Here is a 27000-nt window from a genome sequence, read left to right on the forward strand (position 1 = left end):
TTCTGTCTAGTTTTAATGAAGTGCCACTTTAAAATCTGGCTGCTTAGTGTTAGCACATTAAAAAGCTCAAATCTAGCAAATACGTAGATGATTGAAGTGCCAATTGATGTAGTGGCATTAGTTGCAATCATTATATTGTAGTGAGCGATTATTCTGTTAATTAAAACTTAAGGAAACAGGAAAATCGCGCCCGCATAACAATCAAACTCTATCTTATAGGGGGGACGCATCCTGATGTTATCCAAACCATCGGCAGATTCCCAGGAGTCTCTGCTACTCGATCGCAAACATCGTTGTATTATCGAAAGGATTGCTCGGAAGTATACGCAGGGGACTTCAGTCATTTGGGAGGATGCACTGCAAACTGCCTTTATTAAAGTTTTGGAGGCTATCAAGGCTGGAAGATTTCGCCATGGGGGCACTGAGGAATTTTACCGTTGGGCGACTGTGGTGGCGCGGTATGAGATAATTGATTTTGTGCGACGGGAGATTCGTCGTCAGTGCAGTAGTTTAGACCAAATTGTACCAGGAACTGATTTATCTGTATTGGAAACTATTCCTGATGAGTTGAATTTGTTTGATGCTGTGGAGCGTGCAGATTTGATGCTACATGTGATGAATGTGATTGATTCTCTCCACCAGCGTTATCCGGAGCGGGGCTATCTGCACATTTGGCAAGGGCAAATTCAAGGTAAGAAGCAGGCAACAATTGCCCAGGAGATGGGAATTACTCAACCTGAGGTTTCTAAACGTCGTCGGGAGTTAATTATCCGTGTTGCTCGCGAGTTGGGTTTGCTACCGATTCAAGAACGTCAAAAAGTGCAAAAGCGGACAAAAACTCAATGGTGATATGGGAATAAGCAGAGACAATCGCTCGTTAACATTACTAGAGTAAAGCCAAATTGGCGATTCTCATCTCTAATTTTCTGGAAATAAGTAATTATGCGTATTCAAACTGGTAATGTTAAACCTCAGCCGGGTGAAATTTGGGAAATTAGGCGAGTTCCACAAGTTCCGATTGATTTAGATATTACCGATTATGAGGTTTTGTATTCGGATGTGGCGCGCAGTTTTATCCAAGGTTATTCTTCTCCTCGATATGTAATTATTATTACTGAGCTTGATGATTGTCAGATTGTCACGGTGATGTTATTGTCTGCGGAAATTAATTATTCTAGTCATGTAAATATACTTATTTCTAGGGAGTTATCGGGTTTAGAGCAGGATTTTTTGGCGGAAACTTGGTTAGTTGCGGAAATGTTTGTTTGTAATTTGTTGACGGCTGTGGGTCAACGTTTATCGTTGGAATTGTATCATTATTTGATGGATGTCAGTGAAAATAACCAGGAGCTATCTAGCACGTATAAGAGTGCTTTTTGTCAGCAAGAGTTAGATTTTACGGATATTTTCCATATTCCCATGAATATTTATCACCATGATCAAAAATACCGCGATCGCATTCATTTTACTGAAGATTTATTGACTGATATAGTGACTCTCCAGCAAGAGTTGGGTGCAAAAAAGCAATCTCGAATTATGCTCACTAATTGGTTAGAGAATATTTTTGAGAGTGACTGGCAAAATTTTATACAGAGACCTCAATTAGCGATCGCGGTTCGTGGTGGTAACAATCAAGACTCTTCATGCTCAGATAGTGGGGAAATTACTACTATCATTCAACAAATGTCGGTAGAAAGGGAGGAATATCAACTACGTAAACTTGCCAAGCGTTTGGGTGAAGTTGCGGCTGGGAGTACAAATAACGGTGATGCCATTCAAGCTTTAATTGAGCTGTTGCAAACAACCCAAGATGATGAAACTTTGTGGACAGGGGTGGAAAGTTTATGGCAAATTGATCCTGGGAATGTTGCCGTGGGTGTGCGACGTGTCAAATTAATTGATTGGGGAATGCATATAGCTGGTGAGGGGGTAGCTTTAGCGGTGGCGCTAGTTCCGAAATTGGGGCGGAAATTTGGGGTGTTGCTGCAAGTTTATCCACTGGGAAGGGAGATATATTTACCTCCTGATTTGCAATTATCGCTACTGGATGAATCTGGGGAAATGCTAAGAGTGGTGACGGCAAGATTAGCTGATGTATATATTCAACTGAAATTTAGTGGTGAAGCCGGGGAAAGGTTTAGTGTGAGAATTAGTTTGGGTGGAGCGGAGATTATTGAGGATTTTATGATTTAGAAGAGTACCCTTGGGGGGTATTGTATTGGCACATCCAGTTCGATATGTTCAGAGTGTGATGCGGGGGTGCATAATTAATGATGATGAAATAATTACGAAGTCGTGTCTTTAAATTTTACAGGCAAAGACCTTCGAGGTCGTTCATTTCGGGGTGTGAATCTTGCTGGTGCTAATTTTAGTCATGCAGATATTCGGGGGACTAATTTTAGCGATACTACACTGATTGGGGCAAATTTTCATCAAGCGCAGGCTGGGTTGCAAAACTATCAATTGTTTTTGTTATCTTGCTTGGCTTTGAGTTTATCGGCAATTTGTGGATTTGCGGCTGCTTTTTCGGGAATTATTGCCACTGATTTTATTTTTTTTGCCGTGAGGGAGGGGTTAAAGTTTACTTTGCTGGCTGGTGGGATTGCACTCATTACACTAGTTGTTTTTTGTGTGTTGATTGTGCATCAGGCATTGGAAGTGGCTTTGGGTGCGGCGGCAGTAGTGGGTGCGATCGCGATCGCAATGGCGGCTATAATGGCGATCGATGGTGTCATCGCTGGTTCTGTGGCTGGGGTTTTGGTTGCTGTGGGGATTGCTCTGGCGTTGGTTATGGCTGTGGCGTTTGTGATGATGGTGACTTTAACGCGCAGTTTCGGTTTCTTTGCTGCTTTATTGGCGGTGGGTAGTGGTGGTGTTTTTGGGGTTTGGTTGGGTGGGATAATTACGAGTAAAGTGGTTGCTCTGAATGTGGGGATAATCACGGTAGTTATTGGTACTTTATTAGCTATTTATTTGACGCAGCAGGTATTTTCTGATGAGGTGAAGTTTGCTTTTATTCGGGGATTGGGGATTTATTTGGCTTCTGTGGGTGGAACTAGTTTTAGAAATGCGAATTTGACGAATGTGAGTTTTCAGCAAGCAAGGTTAAAGCATGTTGATTTTCGTGATTCTATCTTGAGGCATACTAATTTTCATTTAGCAGAGAAGTTGGATTTTGCTAGGTTAAACCAGACGATTTTATTTAATCCTATAGTCCGCAATTTATTGGTGACGAAGCGTGGGAATGGGAAAGCATATATTCACTGTAATCTCAAAGGTGCAAATCTAGTTGATGCTGATTTAAATTATGCAGATTTTACAAATGCAGATGTGAGTGAAGCAACTTTTGTGGGTGCATGGTTGGAAGGTGCAAATTTTACTCAGGCGCAGGCAATTAAAGCTAATTTTCAACAGGTGAAGTTGACTGGTGCTTGTGTACAAGCTTGGAATATTGATAGTACGACGGAATTAAATGCAGTTATTTGTGATTATGTTTATTTATTAAATAATCAGGGGGAGCGTCGTCCGAGTAGTGGGGTATTTGCGCCTGGGGAGTTTACAAAGTTATTTCAAGTGGCGATAAATACGGTTGATTTAATTTTTCGTGATGGTTTAGATTTACAGGCTTTATATACAGCACTCAATCATGTGCAGGTTGAAAATCAAACTATGCAGCTTGGTATTCGAGGAATTGAGAATAAGGGTGATGCTGTTGTTGTTGTCAAGGGTGAAGTTACTGAAAAATTCAGTGGAGAGGTGGATAAAGCGAAGATTCATGCTGATTTCACTCAACGCTATATGGAGGCAAAATATGAAGCGGAATTGCAAGGTAAAAATGAACAGATTGCTTTGTATAGGCAGCATCAAGCTGAGTTAAAGCAGTTGCTACAAATGTTTGCACCTGTAAGAAAGGAGTTGCCAGTAGTAAATAAGTTAGTTATTTTAAAATTTCAAGGTGATTTAAATTCTGGTTTTATAATTACTCTACAACTAGCTGTGGAAGGTGAAAGTCCCTTTGCTGAATGTACAGGAAATTTACCACCTGCATCTGAGTTAATTTTACTTTATAGTCAATGGCAATCTGCCTATTATGGAAGTTTACAAACTAATTCAAGGTTGGATATTCCTGATACTCAAATTACTAATGTGAGCCGACATAATTTTGTCGAAGAATGTGAAAATTTAGCGAACCAATTAAAGCAATCTTTCAATGTTTGGTTGGATAGTTCTGAGGGGTTTCGATTAGTAAAAGAAAAGTTGCTGGCTCAACTCAATCCTACTGATATTATTCGAGTGATTTTACAAACTGAAGACCATTATTTACGCAGATTGCCATTTCAATTGTGGAACTTTTTTGATAATTACCATGGTGCAGAATTAGCTTTAGGAACAACTACATATAACCGTGTAGAATCGCAATCCCTACCCTCAGCAGATAGAAAAATTCAAATTTTAGCAATTATTGGTAATAGTACAGGAATTGATGTTAGCAAAGACAAAAAAATCTTAGAAACATTACCAAATACCGAAATTAAATTTTTAGTCGAGCCACAACGCCAACAACTCAATGATGAATTGCGATCGCAATTTTGGGATATACTATTCTTTGCGGGACATAGTTATACCCAGAGTCAAGCAGAATTAGGCAAAATTTATATTAATCAAACTGAGACATTGACGATTGCACAACTAAAAAATGCCCTCAAAAAGGCAATCCAATCGGGCTTACAGCTAGCGATTTTCAACTCCTGTGATGGATTAGGTTTGGGTGTAAATTTAATTGAACTACATATACCCCAAATGATAGTTATGCGGGAACCTGTACCTGATAAAGTTGCACAGGAATTCTTAAAAAGCTTCTTGACTACTTTCGCCAATGGGAGCACCCTATATCAATCAGTGAGAGAAGCCAGGGAAAAATTGCAGGGTTTGGAAAATGAATTTCCCTGTGCTACTTGGCTACCTGTAATTTTCCAAAATCCCGCAGCAATGCCGCCAAGCTGGGAAAATTGGCAACTTAGAGATTAAATTGGCAAATATCTATATTTAATACAACCCTGTAAATGCCCTGCAAAGAAGGCAAAATCCATTAACCACTTGGCGAGAGTTTCTTGGTTACGAACTTTCACCACAAATCTAATGGTGAGTATGACAGCATCTTTGACAAAATTATTCCACTTAATCAACTTTGGCATTCCTAGTTTTTGATGTTTCTGATGTAAGAAAATATTATGGTAGCCAAAATTCCAATATCTTTTGTATAAATCCTTAATAGTTGCTCGATAACGAAAATGAATCAGCGCATCTGGTGCGTAATTTAATTGAATCCCTAATTTTTGGATTCTCCAACAGTAATCAACATCAGACATGAATAGAATCTCTTCATCAAAACCACCCACAGCTTCGTGTATGCAACGTTTGACTCCAAGATTAGAACTAGCTGCATAGGGCAAATAAGCATCTTCTATGATTCCTTGATTTCCATCTGCATAGCGACAGCTATTTACTAGCCAAGGTTCGTTTAATTTATGATATTCACGTTGCCCAGTTACAAAGTCATCTTGCGAAAGCGCCTTTACCATGGCAGCTACCCATCCTGGTGCAACTTCATCATCTGCGTCACAAAAGGCAATAAATTCACCTTGAGCAATACTTACTCCCAGATTACGAGCATATGCACTTCCACGTTTTTCTGTAGCAGAAATGACACGCAGGTTGGGAATTTGTTGTTGATATTTTTGGACAATTTCTACTGTATTATCTGTGGAACCATTATCGACAATAATTATTTCCCAAGGTTCTCTACATTCTTGTTTGGCTAGTGCTGTAAGTTGTGTATCAATAGTATCTGAGGCATTGTAACAGGGAACAATAATACTAATTAAAATCATTATCTTGGATTTGAAAATTGAACCTATCTATTATCTGGGAATATTCCGAATATACAGTAATTAAAACAACCATAAATAAGAATAAATGTTAAATCTTTCAGAAATATTCAACACTTAGATAGGAATTTGTAACATATATGCAGTTATGTGCAAATATTTTTGTCGTTTTGTTTAATATCTCGGTTATTCTGAAGATAATTCTGTATTTTTATACAGCTTTGGGGAATTAAACTATTTAAATCCAGATGCCACTGACTAACTCCATCTGCCTCACTACCACTAACTAAGGTTTTGGCATTGGAACTAAAGGTGATGGTATTAACTTGACTAGGGTATCCGGTGAGGGTTTTAATTAAACTTCCATCCTTGGGATTCCAGAGTTTGATGGTGTTGTCTGCGCTCCCTGATGCGAGAATTTGGCTGTCGGGGGTGAAACTTAAACTTGTGACTCCATTGCTATGCCCGGTGAGGGTATGAATTAATCTACCATCGCTAACTTGCCAGATTTTAATAGTGTTATCCCAACTAGCAGAGGCGATAGTTTGATTATCAGGGGAAAATGCGATCGCGGCAATTATATTTTCGTGTCCTGGGAGGGTTTTGAATAAGTTACCATTGGGGAAGTGCCAGATTTTGAGTTGATTATCGGCGCTGCTTGTGGCAATATATTTGCTGTCTTTACTAATACTAAGACTGGTAATTTCGTCTGTATTCCCACTGAGGGTATTCATTAATTTCCCATCACGAATTCGCCAGATTTTCACTGTTTTATCGCTGCTTGCAGAGGCGAGAAAATGATTGTCGGGGCTAAAACTGATACTTGTGATTCTATTGGTATGTCCTGTGAGGGTGAGTAGTAATTGATGGGTTTGGGCATTCCATAGTTTCACTGTTTTATCGGCGCTGCCTGTGGCGATAATTTTGCCGTCATGACTAAATTTGACGGTGGAGATAATGTTGTGGTGGGCTGTGAATGAGTTTTGGGGTTGATTGTTGTGCCAAGTGGTTACTTTCCCTTCCCAACCGGCGGCAATAAATTCGTTATTTTGGGGGTGGAAATCAAGGCTGTAAATTGCTTGGTTTTGTTTTTTGGGCTTGGGAAAATCCCAAATTCTCACGATTTTATCGTCGCTACTGGAGACAATAATTTGACTGTCGTTACTAATGGCAATGTCGCTAATTTGGAGATTGGGGCTGTGATATGTGGAGATTAAACTACCATCCAAGTTCCAAATTTTGATTGTGCCATCTGTATTTGCCGAGACTAAGTGTTTCCCATCTTGACTGAGGTTGATGTTATTTACTTGTCCACTATTAAAGCTGTGTAATTCATTCCCTTGTAGGTTCCAAATTGTAATTTTTGAATTTTGACTGGCGGCAATAATTTTTTCTCCATCGGGGGTAAATATGATTTTGGTAATTCTTTCTTGATTTCTGGGAAAAGTTTGAATTAATTTGCCATCGATATCCCAAATTTTCAGAATTTTATCTTCACCTGCCGATGCCATAAATCTACTATCGGGACTAAATGCAACTGTATTCACCCAACCTGCATGGGCATTAATGGTTCTAATTGAACTACCATCCATTCGCCATAACTTAATGGTTTTGTCACGACTACCGGAAATGAGGATGCGGCGATCGCGACTAAAGGCTAAACTGGTGATGAAGTCTTTATGTCCGGAAAATGTATGCATTAATTTCCCAGTAATTGTATATAAATTGATAGTTTTATCTCCGCTCCCAGAGGCGATGAATTTACCATCTGCACTAAAAACGACAGATGTCACCCTATCCTGATGATTCTTGAAATTAGTGATTAATTTCCCTTGCCGACTCCAGATTTTCACAGTCCCATCATCGCTAGCGGAAGCAATTAACTGACTATCTGGACTAATGCTAACTGCATTTACCTTATCGGTATGTGCTTGTAGACGATTAATTTCTTGAGTTTGGGAGAGTGCTTGTTGGAGGGTGGCGGCGGTAGCGATTTGGATATCCTGACTTGGTGCCCAGACTTTTTGTAATTGCTTTCCGGCTTTAATTCCGGCAATTAATCCTTCCAACTGCTGATTGGCAGTTAAAAATGCTGTCGCCGATGCATTCAAAGCGGTAATTTCGCGAATTTGGGCGGTGCGATTCTGTAAATAGGCAAATCCACCAAAACCTGTGGCTGTCACACCCAAAACACTAATTATCGCTAGGGCAGTTTGGGTTTGCCGCAAACGCTGCTTCTGCTCATTTGCTTGCCGCAGACGTTCATCTAAACAAGCGGCGATAAACTCTTGAATATCGCTCGATAACTCATCTGTGTATTTGACATATATCTCCTCAGCTTCCCCCAAACGTACACCCTGTAGCAAAAAATCAGTTTGCTGGTGGTGCTGCTTCCATAAGGATGCTGCCTGTTCAATTTGACGCTGCGATCGCAGTCTACTCCTATTTTCCTCTAACCACCAGCGTAATGTTGACCAATGACGAATTAATATTTCGTGGGCGACTTCAATGGTAATCTGGGAATGAGTAGTGGTAATATGTCCTGTTTCTGTACCTTTGCCAATACCTGGATATTCTTCTTCCAAATTCATGACAATTAATTTTGCGGCAGTTAATGCTTGTAATGTCCTCTCAACTACAGCAGGAGAATATTTCTTCACCGCCAAATCTGACTTAAAAATCCGTCGGCGAGTATCTTCGGTTCCTTCTCCTAGTTGGGTGAGGGAGAGAAAAATCCACTGGGCACATTCTTGGGCGGCGGCATCTAAGTTCCCATATACTGCTTCGGCTCTTTTTTCCAATGCCCCGGCAATACCACCCAAATGTTGTTGATAGGAGAGTAAAGTTAATTCCCCATCTTCCCGTAATTCCCAAAGTTGTTCAAGAACAAATTCCAACAAGGGTAAATCACCTGCGGAATGATTCAATTCTTGTAACAATACCTCTACTAAACCCGACTCTACTTGTAAACCAACTTGTTCAGCTGGTTGAATGATGACATGACGATAATCATCTGGATGTAGATGGGGGGGAATTAAAATGCTGGAGGTTTGTAAGAGGTTGGCTAGGGCGGAATTTTCTAAACAGGGGGCAATAAAGTCGGCGCGGAGGGTAATCACTAATTTGAATTTATCTGCTGCATACCGCAATGCCCCCAAAAGCAATTCCAGAAAACGCTGCCTTTCTTCCTCTGCCGTCAGGGTAAAAAGTTCTTCAAATTGGTCTATAACTAACATTACCATTGGTTCGGGACGACTTCGCAACCAGTAGACGAAACCTTCGACTCCTTCGTAGAGTAATCCTTCCAAAATGAGGTGCTGATTTTTCTGTTCCAATTTCCTGGCTAAAACTTCCAAAGGATGTACACCGGGGCGTATAGTTGTCATCAACCATTTCTCACTACCCGGTAATTGTTTCCCCAAACGCAACTGAGAAATTAATCCCGCTTGCACTATTGATGATTTGCCACTCCCGGAAGCGCCAACAATCGCCAGATGCGATCGCGTGCTAATATGGTTAATTAAATTCTGTGTTAGTTCTTCCCTCCCATAAAAATATTGGGCATCACCTTCAGTAAATGCCTTTAATCCTAAATAGGGACATATGCCTAAATCGAGGGTGGGGGTTTTGCGAGATTGCCCTCCGGTGGTTGTGGGGATAATTTCAATCACTCCCTGGGTACCGGAAAGCCACACATGTAATGGTAATCTACCCGCTAAATTAATTTGTAATTGGGTAATCCAACCTGCTGCCGATAATCCGACTGGTTGTGAAGCGGCTTGGAGGGTTTCGGTAAGGGCTTTGACAAATAATTCGGGTGCATTTGGGGGGGCGATAGCTGCAATTATACAGGTGCCTGTTTCACTATTAATTTGTAAATCTTCAATCCATTCCTGGATATCTAATTTCTCGACAGCCTGACAATCCAAAATAATCACTTGCTGGGAAACTTTGGTACGCCGTAACTGTTGTCTCAACCAATCGCGACTCAACCAAATATCATCGCCAATAACTGCTGCAAATTCTCCTGTTGGGGTTTCAGCTAACCGCAAACGCAAATATAGTAGCGCTGTGGCTGCCTCATTCTCAAATTGTAAACATGCTTGGATGCGATCGCGCAAATTCTTAATATCAGCATAACGCAAATATTCCAGTTCAAATCCACATGTACCGCGAAATACTTTACTCAAAGTCAGGGTATCTTGATTATTTGTTGTTCCATCAATTACTAAGGCGATGCGGGAGGAAGTAATTTCTGTGGTGGGGGAAATATTCCCTAAAATAACTTCTCCAATTCCTTCAACAATCCGTTTTGGTGTTTGCAAAGGATATTCGCTAAATAAATTATCATCTCCTTTGCCGCGACGCTGCTGATTAATCAACCGTAACTGCTGATTGGTTTTATCAATATATTGTAGGGTTTGATGGTAAACATATCTGTAGAGTCCATCTGCTGTAATCACCCCTTGGTTATCGGCGGCTTCCCCCCGTAATCCCTGCATTAAGTAGTATGTAAACACACCATGTCCGAGTTCGGGAAATTCCCAGGATTGTTGGTTGCTGTCGCAGGAAAGTAGGGCATAAAACCCTTTACTGGTGGCGGCGGCGTTTTGTAATACTTGCACGATTTGTTGTGTGGGATTTAATGCACCTCGTAGCGTCATCCCACCGCTATGACATGCATCTAACCAGACTAATTGCTGATGTGCTTGGCTGTGGCTGAGAAGTTGGAGTAATTCTGGTAATGGTAGGGAGGTGTTGCTTAAGTCGTCTATTTGAGTATCTCGCAGACAGAGGTATGGTTGTTGGGTTTGCAGGATTCCATGTCCGGAGAAGTAAAATAGGATGGTGTCTTCTGGTTTGGCGGCGGTGGTAATTTCGACGATGCTGGTACGAACTTTGTCTATTGTTGGTAATTCACTCGTAAAGTCGTTATAATTTAATACTTCAGTTTGCGGAAATTGCTGGGTGGCAATATTGAGAGCTTCACTTAACCCTTGGCAATCTAATGCGGGATATTGCAGACTAGGAAGTTTTTTATCTTGGTATTGATTGACACCAATTAGTAGCAGCCACAGTGTTGAGGTTGTTGTCTGTTGTTTTTGTTGTTTGTTTCTGGTGACTGCGCGGGGCATTGGTTGTCAGGGACTACATAGATAATGGTATTTTATAGATAGGTGTTGGTGATTTTATGCAGCTTTACTGAGAATAAATAAACTTCCATCTCCTCCACGCCCAATGCGGAAGTTTTCATCTATGTAAGTGATGTCGAGGGTAGGAATTCTCCCTTGGGGGTTATTGGCGGCTACTACTTTAAAGGGGTTGAGTTGAGGTGTTTTGATGCCAATAATTTTGTCAATTGAGAGATAGCGTTTATCAAAATAGACGTTGAGACGTTTGTCTGGTAGAGGTGATGAATTTTCTTTGGCGATTTCAAAGCTGGCTGTCACTTTGACGTATCCTGATATTATTCCCAAGGGGTGTTTGACAAAGGCTAAATTGAAAAAGGACTTGTTGGCAATATCAATTGCCTGATAAACTTGACCTACTTTGAATCCGAAGGGTAGGGAATCTAAGGCGCGAATTTCTCTGGCTGTAGAATATTGTAGTTGCCAAGTGCCTTGGAGGAGAGTCGGGGCATAAAGTAGGGGGTAGAGATTGGGGTTGACTCCTTCAAGCTCCTCTGTCAGTTGCTCGATTTCTGCCGCTAATGCTTTATCTAGCTTTAAATTCGTGATGGGTGAGCCATCACTAAACCTTTGAGTTGTCTCCAATAAGGTTTGCAATTTTTCCTTCAAAAAAAGTCGATTGTTCAAGGGTAATATTTCCTATTTCCTGTTGTTAGCTTCTTGTTTAGATAATATATCAGTCTGTTTAGCGAAAACGAAATCAGCCGTTATCTCTAAACTAAAATAGGAATATAGGAATCCTGTTTGATTTGTAAATGTGAACCTAGGCGTGAAGTAAGAAGTAAGAAGGCAGAAAGCAGAAGGCAGAAGTAAGAAGTAAGAAGTAAGAAGGCAGAAGGAATAAAGCTTATTTCAGAAGCTTTTTGTCATTTTAGAATGGTTGCTTCATTTCCGCCGTACTGTACTAGGCGCGAAGATACTTCTGAAATTTGAGTGAAATTATCGTCCAGAAGTGAGAAAAATAATTGCGTTAAAATTAAAGAGTTAACGATGAAAATTGCTTAACTAATTATGCAACAATCGAATTCTGGATTCAACCAAAGTTTTCTTTCACAATTAGCAACTCTGATTGCTATTATTGCGGCTTTTGTGGTGAATGTTTGGTCTAATATTTTTCCTTGGGGTGGGGCGAATATTGGGGAAATTTCTAATACTCTATTTAAAGATGTGTTAATTATTCCTGCTAATTATGCCTTTGCGATTTGGGGTTTAATTTATCTAGGTTTATTTGCCTATGGTATATTCCAGCTTTTGCCGAGACAAAGGGGTAATTTAAGTTTACGTAAGTCTGGCATTTTCTTAATTGTTGCTTGTGTAGCGCAAATTGTGTGGGTTTATTTGTTCTTGGCGCGGATGTTTGTATTTTCAATTGTGGCAATGTTGTTAATTTTATTATCTTTAATTGCCGCATTTCTGCAATTAAGAAAACCAGAAAATCCCACTTCCCGTCAATTTAGATGGTTTGCCAAAATCCCTATCAGTATTTATCTGGGTTGGATTAGTGTTGCCACAATTGTGAATGTTGCTTGTGGGCTGTATTCTCTGGGTTGGAATAATGGGGCAACTGTATGGGCAATTGTGATGGTGGTAGTTGCCAGTATAGTCGGATTCCTGATGACTTTTCGCTGCCAAGACACAGCATATACTTGGGTAACTGTGTGGGCATTAATTGCGATCGCAGTTAAGCATTCTAATAATATACCTTTATTTGTTGCTGCGATCGTCTGTACAATTATTCTGGCTGCTGTGATTCTGACTCAATCTTTCCAGCAAACTGTTGGTGATTCTGTTTGAGGTTGGGATACCAGCAATTGCAGATACATAAACTTTTTCCATGTCTGACATACTCCTCCAACCCGGTACTTTATGGAATCGCGTTCAAACCACGACTAAAATGGCGCTGGAATCTGGTGCTTTACTTTCCATTCCTACTGAGTGTGAAGTTGTCGAGCAAGGTGAGATAAAGTTTTTGGTGCGGGTATTGTCAAATCTTGTACGTAAGGATGCATCAAGTAAACAGCAGAAAAAACAAAAAGATTTTAATCCTTTTCTTCCCTACGAAGAAGATTTATGGGTTGCGGATATTTCTGAGACGCATGTTTGTATTTTGAATAAGTTTAATGTGGTGGATAATCACTTACTGATTATTACTCGTGCATTTGCTGAACAGGAATCCTTGCTAACTCCCCAAGATTTTGCGGCGATGTGGGCTTGTTTGACTGATTTTGATGGCTTGGCTTTTTACAATGGGGGTAAAGTTGCTGGTGCGAGTCAAAGACATAAACATTTACAAATCGTTCCTCTGCCTCTGGGAAATATTGGTGTGAGTGTACCAATTGAACCTTTGTTGACGGCTGCGAATTTTACTGATGCAATTGGATTTATCCCCGGATTGCCATTTGTTCATGCTTTTACCTGGCTCAATCCCGATAAAACAGGGATGAAAACTTGGGAATGTTACTGTAATTTACTCCAAGCTGTGGGATTGAAGGATGGGAAAAATTACAATTTGTTGGCGACAAGGAAATGGATGTTACTTGTACCGAGATTACGTGAGTGTTTTGAGTCTATTTCAGTAAATTCTTTGGGTTTTGCTGGTGCGTTGTTGGTGAGGAATAAAGAACAGTTGCAGCTTCTTCAAGAGTATCGCCCTATGAATATTTTAAAGAGTGTAACAGTTCCACTCTCGTGACATGCTCTGGCTAATTATTCACTTTTCTTTGTACCTTGAATTAATGTCTGTACCATCAACCCAAATAACCCAACTGCGACTAACCCAAATATTCCGGCTCCTAATGCTGCCATTCCTACTACTAATGTTCGCACTGCGATTGTAATCCGAAATACTATTTCATTGTCTGTAGTAATCGGCTTCCTTGCAAAACTAATGGCGATCGCATTCATTAAATTATATATCCCATATGCTAATCCTCCGGCAACTAGTGAGCCAATTAGACAACGCAATGGACTGGTGGTAACTATTTCTTGACTTGGTTTTGCTTCTGGAGTTATATTCTCTTCATTCATGATTTTATCTATAGTTATATAACTATGTTTTTATTAAACTGTGACAATACCTTAATTCTAGGAATTCCTGTTGAATTTCAGGATTAACGGTATGACTACTGTGGCGATAATACCTGAATTCCGTGGGAAATAAATTTAGTGATAAACAATTCTAAATCTTTGTCGGCAACTTCTTGACTGATTTGCTGTTGAATCGATTCTGCATGTACTTTTGATTCGCAAATTGCAAAGACACTCGGTCCAGAACCTGACATCATTGTACCTAATGCCCCGGCAGCAGTAAATGCTGTGCGTAATTGGGATACCTGGGAATACTCTGGTAATACCACCTTTTCTAAATCATTATGCAATCTTTGGCAAATTTCGGGGATATCTCGGTGAATAATTGCTTGTACCATTGGTGCTGAATGTACAGCATTGGCGCGCACTGCTAAATCCCCTTTGTCGCGAATGTAAGTATCCCCATAGACTGTGCGATAACTTTTATATGCCCAAGGTGTGGATACAGCGAGATTTTTGTGTTTCCCCAATACTATATATACATTCTCCAAACCGAGGATGGGAGAAAGTTGTTCTCCTCTACCCGTGGCGATTGCAGTGCCTCCTCGAATACAGAAAGGGACATCGGAACCCAAGGAAGCGCCTAATTCTTCAATTTCTATTTGCGTTAGTCCCAAATTCCACAATAAATCTATCCCCACCAATACCGCCGCCGCATTGGTGGAACCGCCAGCCAATCCCGCAGCAACGGGGATATGTTTGTGAATGGTAATATCAACACCACCATACTTGGCGAATGCATCGGGAAAATTTTTCGCCATCAACTCCGCCGCCCGATAAGCGAGATTTGTTTTGTCATTGGGTACTTCCAAACTTTGACAATGTACCCGCATCCTCTCATCCCCACTGCCAATGATATCAACTTGGTCAGCTAGGTCAATACTCTGCATTACCATCGCTAACTCATGATACCCGTCGGTGCGATCGCCAATTATTTCCAAATATAAATTTATTTTTGCAGGTGCAATCAAACTATAACTACGCATTACTCAATTCTTGTAACTGATTACTCAACTTCACCCATTCTTCCACACTCAAGTCTTCAGCGCGAGATTGGGGATTTATATCTAATGTTGCCAGAATCTGCGCCAATTCATCCCGCTCGATGACGGACTGCAAATTATTCCGCAACATTTTCCGTTTGGAACTAAACCCCAACTTTACGAGCATTTCCAAATACTTCGGCTCATTTGCGGCAATTTCCAAAGGACGTGGTACTAATCTTACCACTGCTGAATCTACCTTTGGTGCTGGGTGAAATGCCTTGGCGGGAACTGTACAGATATATTCACATTTCGCTAAATATGATACACGCACCGTCAATGCTCCAAATGCTCTAGAGCCAGCAGAAGCAACTAATCTATCAGCGACTTCTTTTTGAATGAGTAACACAATTGACTCATAGGGTTCTGAATTCGGATTTGCGATTGTTCCCAATAACTTTTCAATAATTGGTCCAGTAATATTATAAGGAATATTCGCTACTACTTTATTCTGATATTTCCAGGGAGAAAAACTATTTAATAAAGTGGGTAAATCCAACTCTAAAAAATCCCCTTGTAACAGTAAAAAATTCTCCTTTCCTCCCAACTGCTGCGTCAACAACTTACACAAATCGCGGTCAATTTCCACCGCCACTAAACCCCCAACCAAAGGCAATAAACGCCGTGTCAAAATGCCAGTACCGGGTCCAATTTCCAAAATACAGTCATCTCGCCGACAACCCGCCGCCTCCACAATTCTATCCAAAACTTGCTGACTTTTGAGCCAATGCTGGGCATAGACCCTGCGCGGTCTTACCATCTACTTTTCCCTCCAGTAAATACTTTCAGCCTTTCCGCAAAATCCTGCTTCTTAATTATTTCTTACTTTTTCAATCATCTTTTTAACCTAGAATTTACCATTCTTCTTGACTTTTGATAAAAACCATGATATTGGGCTTCATAGTTATTTTAGATGCGATCGCACATTACGCCCAAAGAATAGTAGGATTCTTCGAGGGATTGAGGTGTCAGCATATATATTATGGAATCACAGGATATTAAAGGCATTATATGTTTTTCTTGTATCTATCTTACCCACAGGGAAATAATTGCTTACTTTGGGGGAAGAATACAATTTGAGATGAATAGAAGACTGATAAATTATATCGGGTAATGAACTAGTTGTAGTTAATTTAACGAATAAAGATATTTTTTATCCTCAGATACAATCAATGTAGATAAAAATATATTTAGATATTCGCGAGAGTAGAGATAATAATTGTAGTAACGACCTTGATTAAATTAGTAATATTTGATTCCAGGAGCTTATTTAAAAGGTTACTGGATTAAGTAAATTGATACGTAATTATACTTATTTTGTGAGAATTGAATAGTAGTGTGAGCGTCTCGCTCACGCGGGCAAGATGCCCACATTAAAATGCTACCCTCAATAGACAAAGACAATTTTGTGTGAGTCTCGCTCACGCGGGATGCCCGCACTACTCAAAACAAAATTGACAGACTACTAGACATACTCCCTAAAAATGCGATCGCATTTCCAAGATTTTCAAAGGTATCGGTAGTTATTACCCTAAAAGATTCAGAATCAAACTCAGATATGGCAAAATAAAAACAATCGACAAGCCATTTAGGTAAATCTATGGAAATCGGTCAAATACTCCGCAACCGATATAAAATCATCGAAATACTCGGTAGAGGCGGATTTGGTGCAACCTATCTGGCAGAAGATTTAAATATACCCACCACCCCGAAACCTAAATGCGTCGTCAAGCATTTGCAACCCAGCAACCCGGCACCAGCAGTATTACAACTAGCAAAAGAACTATTTGAACGTGAAGCTAGCACCTTGTACAAACTAGGAAATCTACACCCCCAGATACCCAAGCTCAGTGAACACTTCCAAGAAAACGAAGAATTTTATCTAGTTCAAGAATTTATTGACGGCAAAGACTTGAGGTATGAAATCATCCCCGGCGAAAAACTCAGCGAAGCCGATACTATTCAGTTATTACAGGAAATATTAGAAGTTCTCGCAGTTATCCACCAAAACAACGTTATTCATCGTGATATCAAACCAGCAAATATCATGCGGCGCAGCGATGGGAAAATAATCCTCATTGATTTTGGTGCTGTGAAGGAAATCAAAAGTTTATCCATGAGTCAGGGGCAAGTAACCTCGACAATTGCCATTGGAACTCCCGGATATATGCCTAGTGAGCAAGCATTAGGACAACCAAAGTTGTGTAGTGATGTGTATGCAGTAGGGATACTGGGAATCTATGCTTTGACAGGGATACAACCACATGAACTGCCGAAAGACCCCAAAAATGATGAGATAATTTGGCGTAATTGGGGAAATGTGAGTGAGAAAACCGCGAAGGTATTGGATGGGATGGTAAAGTATCGTTCGGGAGAGAGGTATCCTACAGCAACGCAAGCATTGGAGGCAGTTGCCGGGTTAAGGGCAAAACCAAAAGTCAAAACGCAGCAAACATTTACGCAGCCAGGAACAGACATATCCCGCCGGCAAACTTTGAAAACTTTGGGCTGGGTTGGCGCAGGTTTTGGATTAGCTGTTATTGCTGGGAGGATATCTATGTGGGATACCCCAAAAGGAAAGTCAGGTATTTTAGGAAAATCTGACTCATCCTCAACAACACCATCGAATTTATCACTACAAAGCTTTCTCTTTAAAACCGTCACCGTAGATGCAAAGGGAAATATTACCAACCCTCGCAACCTGCAAGCACGATATTTGGCTGAAGACTTGGGGAATGGTGTCATCTTGGAGATGGTACAGATACCTGGAGGAAGATTTACCATGGGTTCTCCAGAAAGTGAAGCAGGGAGAAGTAAAGATGAAAGTCCCCAGCGTCAAGTTACAGTACCAGGTTTCTTCATGGGGAGGTATGTAGTCACCCAAGCGCAGTATCAAGCAATTATGGGGAATAATCCCGCTAGTTTCAAAGGTGCAAATCGACCTGTTGAAAGTGTATCTTGGGATGATGCAGTGGAATTTTGTAAGAAAATCAGCCAGAAAACTGGAAGAACTTACAGATTACCTAGTGAGGCTGAATGGGAATATGCTTGCCGTGCGGGTACGACAACACCATTTTACTTTGGGGAGACGATAACGACTGATTTGGCGAATTATGATGGCACTGTAACACCTTATGGTTCTGCACCTAAGGGAGTTTATAGAAAGGAAACAACAGAAGTCGGACAATTTCCACCAAATGCCTTTGGCTTGTATGACATGCATGGGAATGTGTGGGAATGGTGTGAAGATGTTTGGAATGATAACTATAACCAAGCTCCAACAGATGGCAGTGCTAGATTAAGTGGTAATGATAATCAACTAAAGTTGCTGCGTGGCGGTTCCTGGCACAACCTTCCGGGGAATTGCCGTTCTGCGTGTCGCCTTAGGCTCAATCGCGACGTTAGGGGCAGCGGTATTGGGTTTCGGGTTGTGTGTGTTCTCCCCAGGATTCTTCAGTAGCCCTTTATACTTTTCTTCTTTTGTCCTTTGCTCTTTTATTTTTTACCCTTACCTTTTCCGCCGTCAGGCGGATCGATTTTTTTGATTTCCTCAAGAAATCGGGTTTCTCCCTAATGACAAATCTCCAATTAACAGAGAAATCCTGGAAACCCGATTTCTCACACCACGCGAAACCACAAATACCCTCGCCTCATCCAGCATTCGCAAAGAAGAGAAACCAGGTTTTCATCGGTGATGCATCAAATTATTATCGTGTAGACGCAAAGAAAAACCCGGTTTCCGGAATTCTCAAGCAATCGGGTTTCTCCCCCACGAAGAATCCTTAACTCAGCACAACCTTCCCAGAAACCCGATTTCTCACACCACGCGAAACTACAACAACCGGAGAAACCTGATTTTCTAAGCCTGGGAATTGACATGCGATCGCAACCAAAGATATAAAAGTGATAATTAAAACTTTTATTGCAAATGCCCATCAGAAAAGTTCAATTTCAAGCAGGGAATTACTACCATCTCTACAATCGAGGAAATAACCGTCAGGAAATATTTTTAGAACGCAAAAATTATTCTTTATTTATACTGTTAATTAGACAACATTTGATAAAAAATAATGTTGAAATTATCGCTTACTGCTTAATGCCAAATCATTACCATCTACTCGTGTATCTAAATGATGAAAATCTCTCACAAGTCATGCAAAGATTTTCCCTAGCCTACACAAAATCAATAAATCAGCGCTTTAAAAGAGTCGGTTCATTATTTCAAGGGCGTTTTCAAGCACAACATGTAGACAGTGATGAATATTTATTACACTTATCTCGCTACATACATTTAAACCCAGTTAAAGCCAATTTAGTCAAGCATCCTCAAGAATGGGAATTTTCGAGTTATTTAGGATATATTGGCTTACAAGATAATAACTTAATCAAACCAGAGAAAGTTCTAGAATATTTTTCTTCACCAAATGCATATCAACAATTCGTTGAAAATTTTGAAGAGAAAGATACAGAAAAAATTCAACACCTAATTATCGAATAACCGACATCTCAAGAAATCGGGTTTCTCCCCCCACGAAGAATCCTTAACTCAGCACAACCTTCCCAGAAACCCGATTTCTCCCACCACGCAAAAACCACAAATACCCTGACTTCATCCAGCATTGACAAAGGGGAGAAACCAGGTTTTCATCGGTGATGCATCAAAGTATTATCGTGTAGATGCAGAGAAAAACCCGGTTTCCTGAGTCCTAATTCTCGAATCACACACATCTCAAGCAATCGGGTTTCTCCCTAACGATAAATCTTCAATTAACAGAGAAATCCCAGAAACCCGATTTCTCCCACCACGCAAAAACCACAAATACCCTTGCCTCATCCAGCATTCGCAAAGTGGAGAAACCAGGTTTTTATCTGTGATGCATCAAAGTATTATCGTGTAGATGTAAAGAAAAACCCGGTTTCCTGAGTCTGCATATTACGCTACGCTGAAATCACAGCTATACTACCGTCATCCCCATGACAGCCATCACAATCAACCTTAACCACATCATTAAACTTACCGACGAGCAGTTTTACCAGCTTTGCCGGAATAATCCTGAGATTAAATTTGAACGCAACAGCAACGGGGAAATTGTAATTATGCCGCCAACCGGAGGAGAAACAGGAAAAATAAACTCTGAAATTAATGCAGACTTTGTTATCTGGAATCGCCAGACAAAACTAGGTGTATTATTCGATTCTTCAACCTGCTTCCAACTCCCCAGCAAAGCAAATCGTTCTCCCGATGTCTCCTGGATAAGTAATGAAAGGTGGAACACACTTACTACCGAAGAACAAGAAAAATTTCCCCCCATCGCCCCTGATTTCGTCCTAGAGTTAATGTCACCAACCGATAGCCTCAAGGAAACTCAAGCGAAAATGCAAGAATATATCAGTAACGGGGTAAGACTAGGCTGGCTAATTAACCGCAAATTACATCAAGTTGAAATATACCGCTTAGGAAAACCTGTAGAAGTGTTAGATAAGCCCACGCAATTATCAGGTGAGGATATATTATCGAGGTTTATTTTAGATTTACAGATAATTTGGCAATAGTGCGATCGCACTATTTCTAACATCTAAACATTTAATCTATAACTTAAGCACCTAAACATCTAGATGTTATACATGTTCTTCAAAACTCCCCTAATTGATGTTGCCGCAAAATCCCCTTTAAAGCCTCATTCTCACCCCTCAAAGCCAAATTCTCCGCTTCCAACTCCCGAATTTTCTCCTTCATCACTTCCTTACTCGCACCCATCCGATTAATTACCACTTCCTTATAAATCTCCAAATTCGCATCCTCACTCATCCAGCGTTGATAGGTTCGCGTATGTTCCTGTACCGTATGTCCCATATAATCAGCCATAGTTTTAATGGGGACTTGTAAACGATGTCCACGGATAGCAAAAGCATGACGCAAATCGTAGGGACGAAAATCTAAATTGACATTGCGAAATCGAATCTGTAATTTTGCTGTTTGATTACTTAATGTTCCGCCAATTGTCGGAGGTTTGACATTCTGCAAATCGAATAACTTTACCCAATGGGGATGTATAGGAGGAACACCACAATTTCGTTCTCCAGTTTTAGTTCCTTCCGTCAAACTGGGATTTAATCTTAGTAAATGAAAGGTATTTTCTGACGCAGTAAAAGCATCTAAATCAATGGCAAATAATTCATGAGGTCTTAATCCATACGTAGCTAACATACCATACGCCCATTGCCATTGTTCCGGGAAAGTAATATTATCTTTACTTGCGAATGCAGAAAGGGGAGTGCCGATTAACTCAAATCCTTGAATAATTTCTTCGTCATGGGGAATTCTTCTAATCGCAGGATGGGGTTTGGGAGTAGCATATGAATCAACAGTTTTAACTCCATCAAACCCACAAAAATCACAAAACTTCTTTAATTGCCAAGATAAAAAGAAGCGCGATGAAGTATTTGGTTTTGTCTTCTCCAGGGCTGCTTCTAAAGACTCCAAATTTAATGGCATATCTGGCGGTAACTTTTTCAAATGCCGCAGATAATGACTATCCCAAGTTCTTAAACCTTGACGATTTTTAATATGAGTTTTCCAGAATTCCTGCTCATATTCCTGAATTAATTCTTTAATTAACTTCTCTGATTGATTAACGCCAACTAATAATTTACTTTGAGAATTTTGATTCTGCTTTCCTAGTAATTCCGGAGTCCATTGAAATTGCTTAGTAATTAATAATAAATCGAGTTCACGAGCTTTTGCTACAGCCGCTTTCAATCCCACATCATTGGCAGTAAAACCTAAAGAAATTGTATATTGTTTATTTAAACTACCATTCTTACCCACATCACCAACTTTGCAGGGAAAAGTACCCTGTAAACCAATAGATTTAGCACTGGTTAGTTTAATCTTAACCTTCACTCTTTCCAAACTTAACGCCGAATTAGCAACCTGTACACTATGTTTAATGCGTAGATATTCTCGCTCTATCTTCGCCAAATCATCCGTCGCCGGATGCTTCGCCTTCCACTGCTTCCATTTAGCAGCTTCCCATTTCTCTATCGATATACCTTCCCATTCCGCCTTCCGAGGGTCATATGTACTAGTTTCTGTGCTAGCCATAAGCTATTAGTTAATACATCCAAATAGACAAAAACTGTTAGCAAATAATAAAACATTATTGGTGATTGGCATAGAAAATCGCGATCGCAGCAAGCACAAAATAGTTTACGATTGACTACTGTGTCTTCTTTACCTTTTTTTCAAAACCACAAAATTATACGGAAATATCGCTCCTCACACTGAAATTAAAGTTTAACTCCCACGGCAGCAGGAGCATGAGAAAATCCATGAATTCAGAGAAAAAGTACATACTTCCCTTGCTTATTGCAGTGATTACAGCTAGTGTCAGCAGTTGTGCATCTAACCCTAACGCCAATAATCGCAGTAGTGAAACCCCCGCACCAACGGCAACAGCTAATAGTGCCCCGGTTGACACCATCCCAACTGTCGTTTCTTCGGCAACACCAAGCAGCGAAGCTCCAGAAATTAGCAATACCCCATCTCCAACCCCATCCCCAAGTGTCGCTAAGTTAAGAGAAAAGACACGAGAAGAATCTCAGGACAAGAATAAGCCAAGCACATCTAATTCATCGAAAATAGGAGTGAGTTACAGTGCTATCCCCTCCACAGCCCAAACACCTACAGGTAAAACAACAGAGGTGACAGTTTATACTAGTGATACTCAGTGTCAGGAATTAGTCCCTCAAAAGATACCAGTTTCCGCACAGGCACCAGTAGTTGGGGCAGTAGGAAAGGTTTTGGAAGGACGCGATAACGGCGATTTTAGCCTATCTGGATACCGTGTTAACGTCAACAATGGCATTGCTACTGTTGATTTACGATTATCTCCAAATTCCAAACGTATTCTCACTTCGCTTTCAAGTTGTGAACAATTTGCTTTATTTGGCAGTCTTCGTAAAACTTTGACAAGTAATAGCCAATGGAAAATTAAAGATGTCCGTTTTACTGAGAAAGGGGAAGAAATTGCACTTTAGTTAATGATTAGATTAGAGGCTATTTATAAACTAAACTAAACTAAGCTAAGCTTCAATTCATTGAAGTGAAATTAGTCACTTTATAAATGGTCTCATTAGAACAACATAAACTTAGACAAATTCAAAAAACAAATTACTAACTTCTATTGCTTTGTATTCGTGTAAAAATAAATTAAACAAGTAGTGTAGGCAGTTCTCATGCGGCTCGACTGAGCTTCGCCGAACGTCCGAAGTCTTGCCCATCTTTGGGAAATAGCAAGCGAGACGCTTGCACTACTTATTAACTTTGCGTCAACAACCACTGCTCCACCAATTCTGCAATCACATCACTCATTTGCTTATCCTGTAATAATGCAGCAGCCTTCATTCTCTTATGTAATTGCTTAGGTAAATAAACAGTTGTGCGGATATAATTGGGGTCAGTGCTTTTACTTTTAACATCAACTTTACCTTCCACAGACGGCAAATCATCCCGTTGTTGACGACTCCGCGCCGCATCAATTAAATCATCAAAACGACTTGCTCTCTTCTTCCCACTCATAATACTTATACTCTCCTCAATTCAATTCTTTAAAAAATTAAATAGCACTACATTCTTCCCGAAGACAACATCTCCTTACCCACCTCCACATAACCACGCCACGCAATTCCCGCATAAGCGTCCTTCACCGCATTTACAGGTACTCCCTCCAAAGCCGCAGTTTGAAACACCGTCAAGCGCCTAATAGCAGCCTTAAATAACGGTAATCCAGCACCTTCCAACGTCTCCCTCGCCTCTTCACCAGATTTATTCGGATAGGGAGGTACAAGAGTTAATAAAATTCGGTAATTTGTTCTGACACCCTGCAATTCACTCACCATTTTTAAAGTGGCTGCTAATGCGATCGCATCTGGTGTGGTAGGAATAATTAAGAAGTCACATCCTCGTGCTAATTTTTTTAATTCGTCAGTTTTTGGACGTGCTGGTGTGTCAATTACAATATGTTCGTACAGTTTGGCTAAACGTACAGCCTCCTCCTCATCAGCCACTTTGAAGGGTAAACTACCTCTATTTGACCAATCTAACGAACTACGATTCAAATCACCATCCACCAATAAGGTATCAGCTTTTGTTTGCAGATATGTTGCTAAATGCAGCGCCGTTGTTGATTTACCTACCCCACCCTTAAATGCTGCTACTGTCACAATCATAGTTTTTACGGTGTTTCTTGGGAATCATATCAGATTTTTTGATTTTTCACTAGATGTTCAAATGTTTTTGTGTATTTAGATGGTTAGATGTTTATTTTGACCATGAAAACATAACCATTTAAAAATTTGGATGCTTACATTTTTAAACATTTAAACACCTAGTAAATTAAGTGTACGTATATAAAATGTATAAATATTTTAATTAATTTAAATTAGTAACTATATATTCTATATAAATATATTTAAAACACGTAGTAATTAATAAAAAAACTTCAACACAAACATAAATCTCCGTGTCTCCCCCTCTCCTCCCCTCCGCATCATCATTTATTACTTTCTTTTGGTGGATGACTTTTTTTTCAAACCCGTCCCAGATTGAACCCCAAGTTCCCCAAACTTCGGACTCCACCACCCCTTAGCAGTATGAAAATAAGCAACATCCTTATGTTTTGCATCAGTTCTCGACTTAGGCTCTGAACAGCGTAACAACTTCTTATTCTGTCCATCCTTCGTGTAACTATATTCTTCCAAAGGCTGCTGACATACCGGGCAGGGATATGTCGTTACAGTAGTTGCATTAGTATGCGACTTTTGGAGACTTGTATCCTGTTCCTTACCAGCTTGCGAGCGCGGAGCTTCCCAACTCTTGCTATACTCACTCCAAAACAACACCACATTCTCACAGCCACTAACACATTTCAAAAAATACTTCTTCTTCACCTTACTGCTGGGGATTTTTACCAGGTGATGATTACATTGAGGACAACGAGTTCGAGATTTGTCAAAATTGCTCTTGCCGACATTGTCACGACTACCCACCTTCGAGGGAGTCACCGGAACAGTTTTCGCCTTAACCAATGCCGGAGCAAAATAATCCCGATGCCAATTTGTGAGATACTGTTGCCAAGATTGCTTACCTGATGCGATCGCATCTAATGCATCTTCCATCTTCGCAGTAAATTCCGTTTCCAGCAAATCGGGTAAAGCCTTCTGCAAAAAATCATCAACTTCCAAACCCAGCCCAGTCGGCTGTAAATTATCCTTCGTTAAATTCACATAACCACGTTTTTTCAAAGTTGCGATCGTGGGAGAATAGGTACTTGGACGACCAATCCCTTTCTTTTCCATCAACTGTACTAATTTCGGCTCACTATAACGTGGTGGCGGTTGGGTTTTCTTCTTCTCATGCCCCGCATCTGCCAAAGTCAGCATTTGTCCCTGCTGCAAAATTGGTAAAATACTATCTTTACTCAAATTCAACCAATATTTTGCATAGCCAAAAAACTCTACCACTTGCCCCCTCGCTTGCCACAAAACCTGCCCTGATTGAGTCAGCACCAGAGTTTTTCGTAGCTGTGCGGGACGACATAGAGAAGCAACAGCCCGCTTCCAAATTAAAACATATAAATTAAACTCATCCGGCAATAATTCCAGTCGCAACTGAGTTGAAGGACGAAAAACATCCGTTGGACGAATTGCTTCATGTGCCTCCTGAGCAGTTTTACTACTACGATGCCTAGTAGTTTTCTGGGGTAAATTTTCCGGATCATTTTGCTCTAACCATTTACGGACACTCTCACAGAACTCCAGACTCAACATCACAGAATCCGTCCGCATGTAAGTAATTAGACCAGCCTCATACAACTTTTGCGCCACCTGCATTGTCTTCTCCGGCGCAAACTTTAACCGCGAACCCGCAGCTTGTTGCAGAGTTGAAGTAATAAAAGGTGGAGGTGGTTGACGATGAGTAATTTTTCCCTCGTACTTAATTACCTGGTGGGGATGACTTTTTGCCAGTTCCACCAACCTCGTCGCTTCCGCCTCCGATAGCACACGAGTAGATTCCGGAGCTTCATTACTTTTATATGTGGCATCGTCATTCACATCCGCAGCCGACTGCGCTTCCTCCACCCCATCACTTACCATCCCCCGATAAAAAGCGCGGAAACCTTCAGCATAATCCACCCACACACTCCAATAATCTTGGGGGACAAAAGCAACAATTTCCCTCTCACGCTGACAAATCAAATGTAAAGTCGCACTCTGCACCCTGCCAACACTCTTAGCCCCATTATTCAAAGCCCAAACAAGCGGACTGCCCTTATAACCCACCAACTTATCCAAACAATCTCGACACAAACCAGCTCCAACCAAATTTGTATCCAACTTCCGGGGATGGGAAATAGCCGCACGCACCGCAGACTCAGTAATTTCCGTATAAACAACCCGCTTCGGCTCCCGTAAACCCAAAGCCTCCTTTAAATGCCAAGCAATAGTTTCCCCTTCCCTATCGGGGTCTGTAGCTAAAATCACTTCATTAACTTGGCGTACCGCAGCCTTCAGTTGTTGAATTGTCTCCTTTGCCTTCTGGTCACGGGGTATATAACGACACTCCACACTTCCCCCATCCATTGTAAATCCCAGAGAATCCTCACCCTCATTACTCAGTTCGCGAATATGACCGCAACTAGCGCGTACAATCCAGTCACTCCCCAAAATTTGACTGAGTTTTTTAACTTTACCAGGAGACTCCACCACTAGAAGGCGTTTCGGCATAACATC

At 40.6% G+C, this 27000-nt stretch carries 20 protein-coding genes; 10 read left to right on the forward strand and 10 right to left on the reverse strand.

What is annotated here, in order from left to right; genetic code table 11:
* Positions 1 to 234 precede the first annotated feature (234 nt).
* The 3 genes from VB733_RS09165 (at position 235) to VB733_RS09175 (ending at position 5028) form a co-directional block, all read left to right on the forward strand.
* On the forward strand, positions 235 to 849 hold the full coding sequence (locus VB733_RS09165; protein ID WP_323339776.1) for a sigma-70 family RNA polymerase sigma factor: 615 nt from the start codon (positions 235 to 237) through the stop codon (positions 847 to 849).
* A gap of 93 nt (positions 850 to 942) precedes the next feature.
* A complete protein-coding gene (locus VB733_RS09170; RefSeq protein WP_323339777.1) occupies positions 943 to 2193 on the forward strand; it encodes a DUF1822 family protein in 1251 nt (416 codons plus the stop codon).
* A gap of 102 nt (positions 2194 to 2295) precedes the next feature.
* Positions 2296 to 5028 carry a pentapeptide repeat-containing protein gene (locus VB733_RS09175; protein WP_323339778.1) on the forward strand — a complete coding sequence of 911 codons (2733 nt, stop codon included), beginning with the start codon at positions 2296 to 2298 and terminating at the stop codon, positions 5026 to 5028.
* Here VB733_RS09175 and VB733_RS09180 read toward each other — a convergent pair.
* The 3 genes from VB733_RS09180 to VB733_RS09190 all read right to left on the reverse strand — a co-directional run bounded on the left by VB733_RS09180 (position 5025) and on the right by VB733_RS09190 (position 11704).
* The gene (locus VB733_RS09180; RefSeq protein ID WP_323339779.1) at positions 5025 to 5891 is read right to left on the reverse strand and encodes a glycosyltransferase family 2 protein; all 867 of its coding nucleotides are present in this window, start codon (positions 5889 to 5891) and stop codon (positions 5025 to 5027) included. The genes VB733_RS09175 and VB733_RS09180 overlap by 4 nt on opposite strands.
* 143 nt (positions 5892 to 6034) lie before the next feature.
* Positions 6035 to 11023: an eIF2A-related protein gene (locus tag VB733_RS09185; protein ID WP_323339780.1), complete on the reverse strand. Its 4989-nt coding sequence runs from the start codon at positions 11021 to 11023 to the stop codon at positions 6035 to 6037.
* Positions 11024 to 11077: 54 nt separating this feature from the next.
* Complete coding sequence (locus VB733_RS09190; protein WP_323339781.1) at positions 11078 to 11704, reverse strand: PAP/fibrillin family protein; 627 nt, start codon at positions 11702 to 11704, stop codon at positions 11078 to 11080.
* Between the two features lie 384 nt (positions 11705 to 12088).
* On the opposite strand from VB733_RS09190, the gene VB733_RS09195 reads away from it, so the two are divergent.
* Both VB733_RS09195 and VB733_RS09200 read left to right on the forward strand, forming a co-directional pair.
* Complete coding sequence (locus VB733_RS09195) at positions 12089 to 12871, forward strand: tryptophan-rich sensory protein (protein WP_323339782.1); 783 nt, start codon at positions 12089 to 12091, stop codon at positions 12869 to 12871.
* Between the two features lie 40 nt (positions 12872 to 12911).
* Positions 12912 to 13769, forward strand: coding sequence for a phosphorylase (locus VB733_RS09200; RefSeq protein ID WP_323339783.1), 858 nt, complete (start codon positions 12912 to 12914; stop codon positions 13767 to 13769).
* A gap of 14 nt (positions 13770 to 13783) precedes the next feature.
* Here the strand turns inward: VB733_RS09200 and VB733_RS09205 are convergent, their stop codons facing one another.
* The 3 genes from VB733_RS09205 to rsmA form a co-directional block, all read right to left on the reverse strand.
* Positions 13784 to 14104 (reverse strand): DUF3082 domain-containing protein, encoded by a 321-nt coding sequence (locus tag VB733_RS09205; RefSeq protein ID WP_323339784.1) that lies wholly within the window; start codon positions 14102 to 14104, stop codon positions 13784 to 13786.
* 95 nt (positions 14105 to 14199) lie between these two features.
* Entirely contained in the window at positions 14200 to 15150 is a 951-nt protein-coding gene (ispE, locus tag VB733_RS09210; protein WP_323339785.1) for a 4-(cytidine 5'-diphospho)-2-C-methyl-D-erythritol kinase, read from the reverse strand.
* A complete protein-coding gene (gene rsmA, locus VB733_RS09215) occupies positions 15143 to 15967 on the reverse strand; it encodes a 16S rRNA (adenine(1518)-N(6)/adenine(1519)-N(6))-dimethyltransferase RsmA (protein WP_323339786.1) in 825 nt (274 codons plus the stop codon). The genes ispE and rsmA overlap by 8 nt, the downstream gene beginning before the upstream one ends.
* Before the next feature lie 840 nt (positions 15968 to 16807).
* On the opposite strand from rsmA, the gene VB733_RS09220 reads away from it, so the two are divergent.
* The 4 genes from VB733_RS09220 to VB733_RS09235 all read left to right on the forward strand — a co-directional run bounded on the left by VB733_RS09220 (position 16808) and on the right by VB733_RS09235 (position 20760).
* A complete protein-coding gene (locus VB733_RS09220; protein WP_323339787.1) occupies positions 16808 to 18667 on the forward strand; it encodes a bifunctional serine/threonine-protein kinase/formylglycine-generating enzyme family protein in 1860 nt (619 codons plus the stop codon).
* A 113-nt stretch (positions 18668 to 18780) separates the two neighbouring features.
* On the forward strand, positions 18781 to 18993 hold the full coding sequence (locus VB733_RS09225) for a hypothetical protein (protein ID WP_323339788.1): 213 nt from the start codon (positions 18781 to 18783) through the stop codon (positions 18991 to 18993).
* A gap of 142 nt (positions 18994 to 19135) precedes the next feature.
* Positions 19136 to 19705: an REP-associated tyrosine transposase gene (locus VB733_RS09230; protein WP_323339789.1), complete on the forward strand. Its 570-nt coding sequence runs from the start codon at positions 19136 to 19138 to the stop codon at positions 19703 to 19705.
* A 476-nt stretch (positions 19706 to 20181) separates the two neighbouring features.
* A complete protein-coding gene (locus VB733_RS09235; protein WP_323339790.1) occupies positions 20182 to 20760 on the forward strand; it encodes a Uma2 family endonuclease in 579 nt (192 codons plus the stop codon).
* A gap of 79 nt (positions 20761 to 20839) precedes the next feature.
* On the opposite strand, the gene VB733_RS09240 is transcribed toward VB733_RS09235, so the two are convergent.
* Positions 20840 to 22312 carry an integrase gene (locus tag VB733_RS09240; RefSeq protein WP_323339791.1) on the reverse strand — a complete coding sequence of 491 codons (1473 nt, stop codon included), beginning with the start codon at positions 22310 to 22312 and terminating at the stop codon, positions 20840 to 20842.
* Between the two features lie 227 nt (positions 22313 to 22539).
* On the opposite strand from VB733_RS09240, the gene VB733_RS09245 reads away from it, so the two are divergent.
* A complete protein-coding gene (locus VB733_RS09245) occupies positions 22540 to 23247 on the forward strand; it encodes a hypothetical protein (RefSeq protein WP_323339792.1) in 708 nt (235 codons plus the stop codon).
* A gap of 280 nt (positions 23248 to 23527) precedes the next feature.
* Here VB733_RS09245 and VB733_RS09250 read toward each other — a convergent pair whose 3' ends face one another.
* From VB733_RS09250 to topA, 3 genes are all read right to left on the reverse strand, one after another.
* Positions 23528 to 23788 (reverse strand): plasmid partition protein ParG, encoded by a 261-nt coding sequence (locus VB733_RS09250; RefSeq protein ID WP_323339793.1) that lies wholly within the window; start codon positions 23786 to 23788, stop codon positions 23528 to 23530.
* A gap of 47 nt (positions 23789 to 23835) precedes the next feature.
* Positions 23836 to 24438, reverse strand: a complete 603-nt coding sequence (locus VB733_RS09255; RefSeq protein ID WP_323339794.1) for a ParA family protein — start codon at positions 24436 to 24438, stop codon at positions 23836 to 23838.
* A gap of 330 nt (positions 24439 to 24768) precedes the next feature.
* A complete protein-coding gene (gene topA, locus VB733_RS09260; protein WP_323339795.1) occupies positions 24769 to 26994 on the reverse strand; it encodes a type I DNA topoisomerase in 2226 nt (741 codons plus the stop codon).
* Between the last annotated feature and the right edge of the window lie 6 nt (positions 26995 to 27000).

The organism is Calothrix sp. UHCC 0171 (assembly GCF_034931845.1).
Classification (GTDB): Bacteria; Cyanobacteriota; Cyanobacteriia; order Cyanobacteriales; family Nostocaceae; genus Brunnivagina.

What these genes read in the sequence shown, in the direction of transcription:
- VB733_RS09165 (WP_323339776.1), top strand. Translation starts at nt 235, where the DNA reads ATGTTATCCAAACCATCGGCAGATTCCCAGGAGTCTCTGCTACTCGAT.
- VB733_RS09170 (WP_323339777.1), top strand. Translation starts at nt 943, where the DNA reads ATGCGTATTCAAACTGGTAATGTTAAACCTCAGCCGGGTGAAATTTGG.
- VB733_RS09230 (WP_323339789.1), top strand. Translation starts at nt 19,136, where the DNA reads ATGCCCATCAGAAAAGTTCAATTTCAAGCAGGGAATTACTACCATCTC.
- VB733_RS09185 (WP_323339780.1), bottom strand. Translation starts at nt 11,023, where the DNA reads ATGCCCCGCGCAGTCACCAGAAACAAACAACAAAAACAACAGACAACA.
- VB733_RS09250 (WP_323339793.1), bottom strand. Translation starts at nt 23,788, where the DNA reads ATGAGTGGGAAGAAGAGAGCAAGTCGTTTTGATGATTTAATTGATGCG.
- VB733_RS09245 (WP_323339792.1), top strand. Translation starts at nt 22,540, where the DNA reads ATGAATTCAGAGAAAAAGTACATACTTCCCTTGCTTATTGCAGTGATT.
- VB733_RS09225 (WP_323339788.1), top strand. Translation starts at nt 18,781, where the DNA reads ATGACAAATCTCCAATTAACAGAGAAATCCTGGAAACCCGATTTCTCA.
- VB733_RS09180 (WP_323339779.1), bottom strand. Translation starts at nt 5,891, where the DNA reads ATGATTTTAATTAGTATTATTGTTCCCTGTTACAATGCCTCAGATACT.
- VB733_RS09235 (WP_323339790.1), top strand. Translation starts at nt 20,182, where the DNA reads ATGACAGCCATCACAATCAACCTTAACCACATCATTAAACTTACCGAC.
- rsmA (WP_323339786.1), bottom strand. Translation starts at nt 15,967, where the DNA reads ATGGTAAGACCGCGCAGGGTCTATGCCCAGCATTGGCTCAAAAGTCAG.
- VB733_RS09200 (WP_323339783.1), top strand. Translation starts at nt 12,912, where the DNA reads ATGTCTGACATACTCCTCCAACCCGGTACTTTATGGAATCGCGTTCAA.
- VB733_RS09240 (WP_323339791.1), bottom strand. Translation starts at nt 22,312, where the DNA reads ATGGCTAGCACAGAAACTAGTACATATGACCCTCGGAAGGCGGAATGG.
- VB733_RS09255 (WP_323339794.1), bottom strand. Translation starts at nt 24,438, where the DNA reads ATGATTGTGACAGTAGCAGCATTTAAGGGTGGGGTAGGTAAATCAACA.
- VB733_RS09195 (WP_323339782.1), top strand. Translation starts at nt 12,089, where the DNA reads ATGCAACAATCGAATTCTGGATTCAACCAAAGTTTTCTTTCACAATTA.
- VB733_RS09205 (WP_323339784.1), bottom strand. Translation starts at nt 14,104, where the DNA reads ATGAATGAAGAGAATATAACTCCAGAAGCAAAACCAAGTCAAGAAATA.
- ispE (WP_323339785.1), bottom strand. Translation starts at nt 15,150, where the DNA reads ATGCGTAGTTATAGTTTGATTGCACCTGCAAAAATAAATTTATATTTG.
- topA (WP_323339795.1), bottom strand. Translation starts at nt 26,994, where the DNA reads ATGCCGAAACGCCTTCTAGTGGTGGAGTCTCCTGGTAAAGTTAAAAAA.
- VB733_RS09220 (WP_323339787.1), top strand. Translation starts at nt 16,808, where the DNA reads ATGGAAATCGGTCAAATACTCCGCAACCGATATAAAATCATCGAAATA.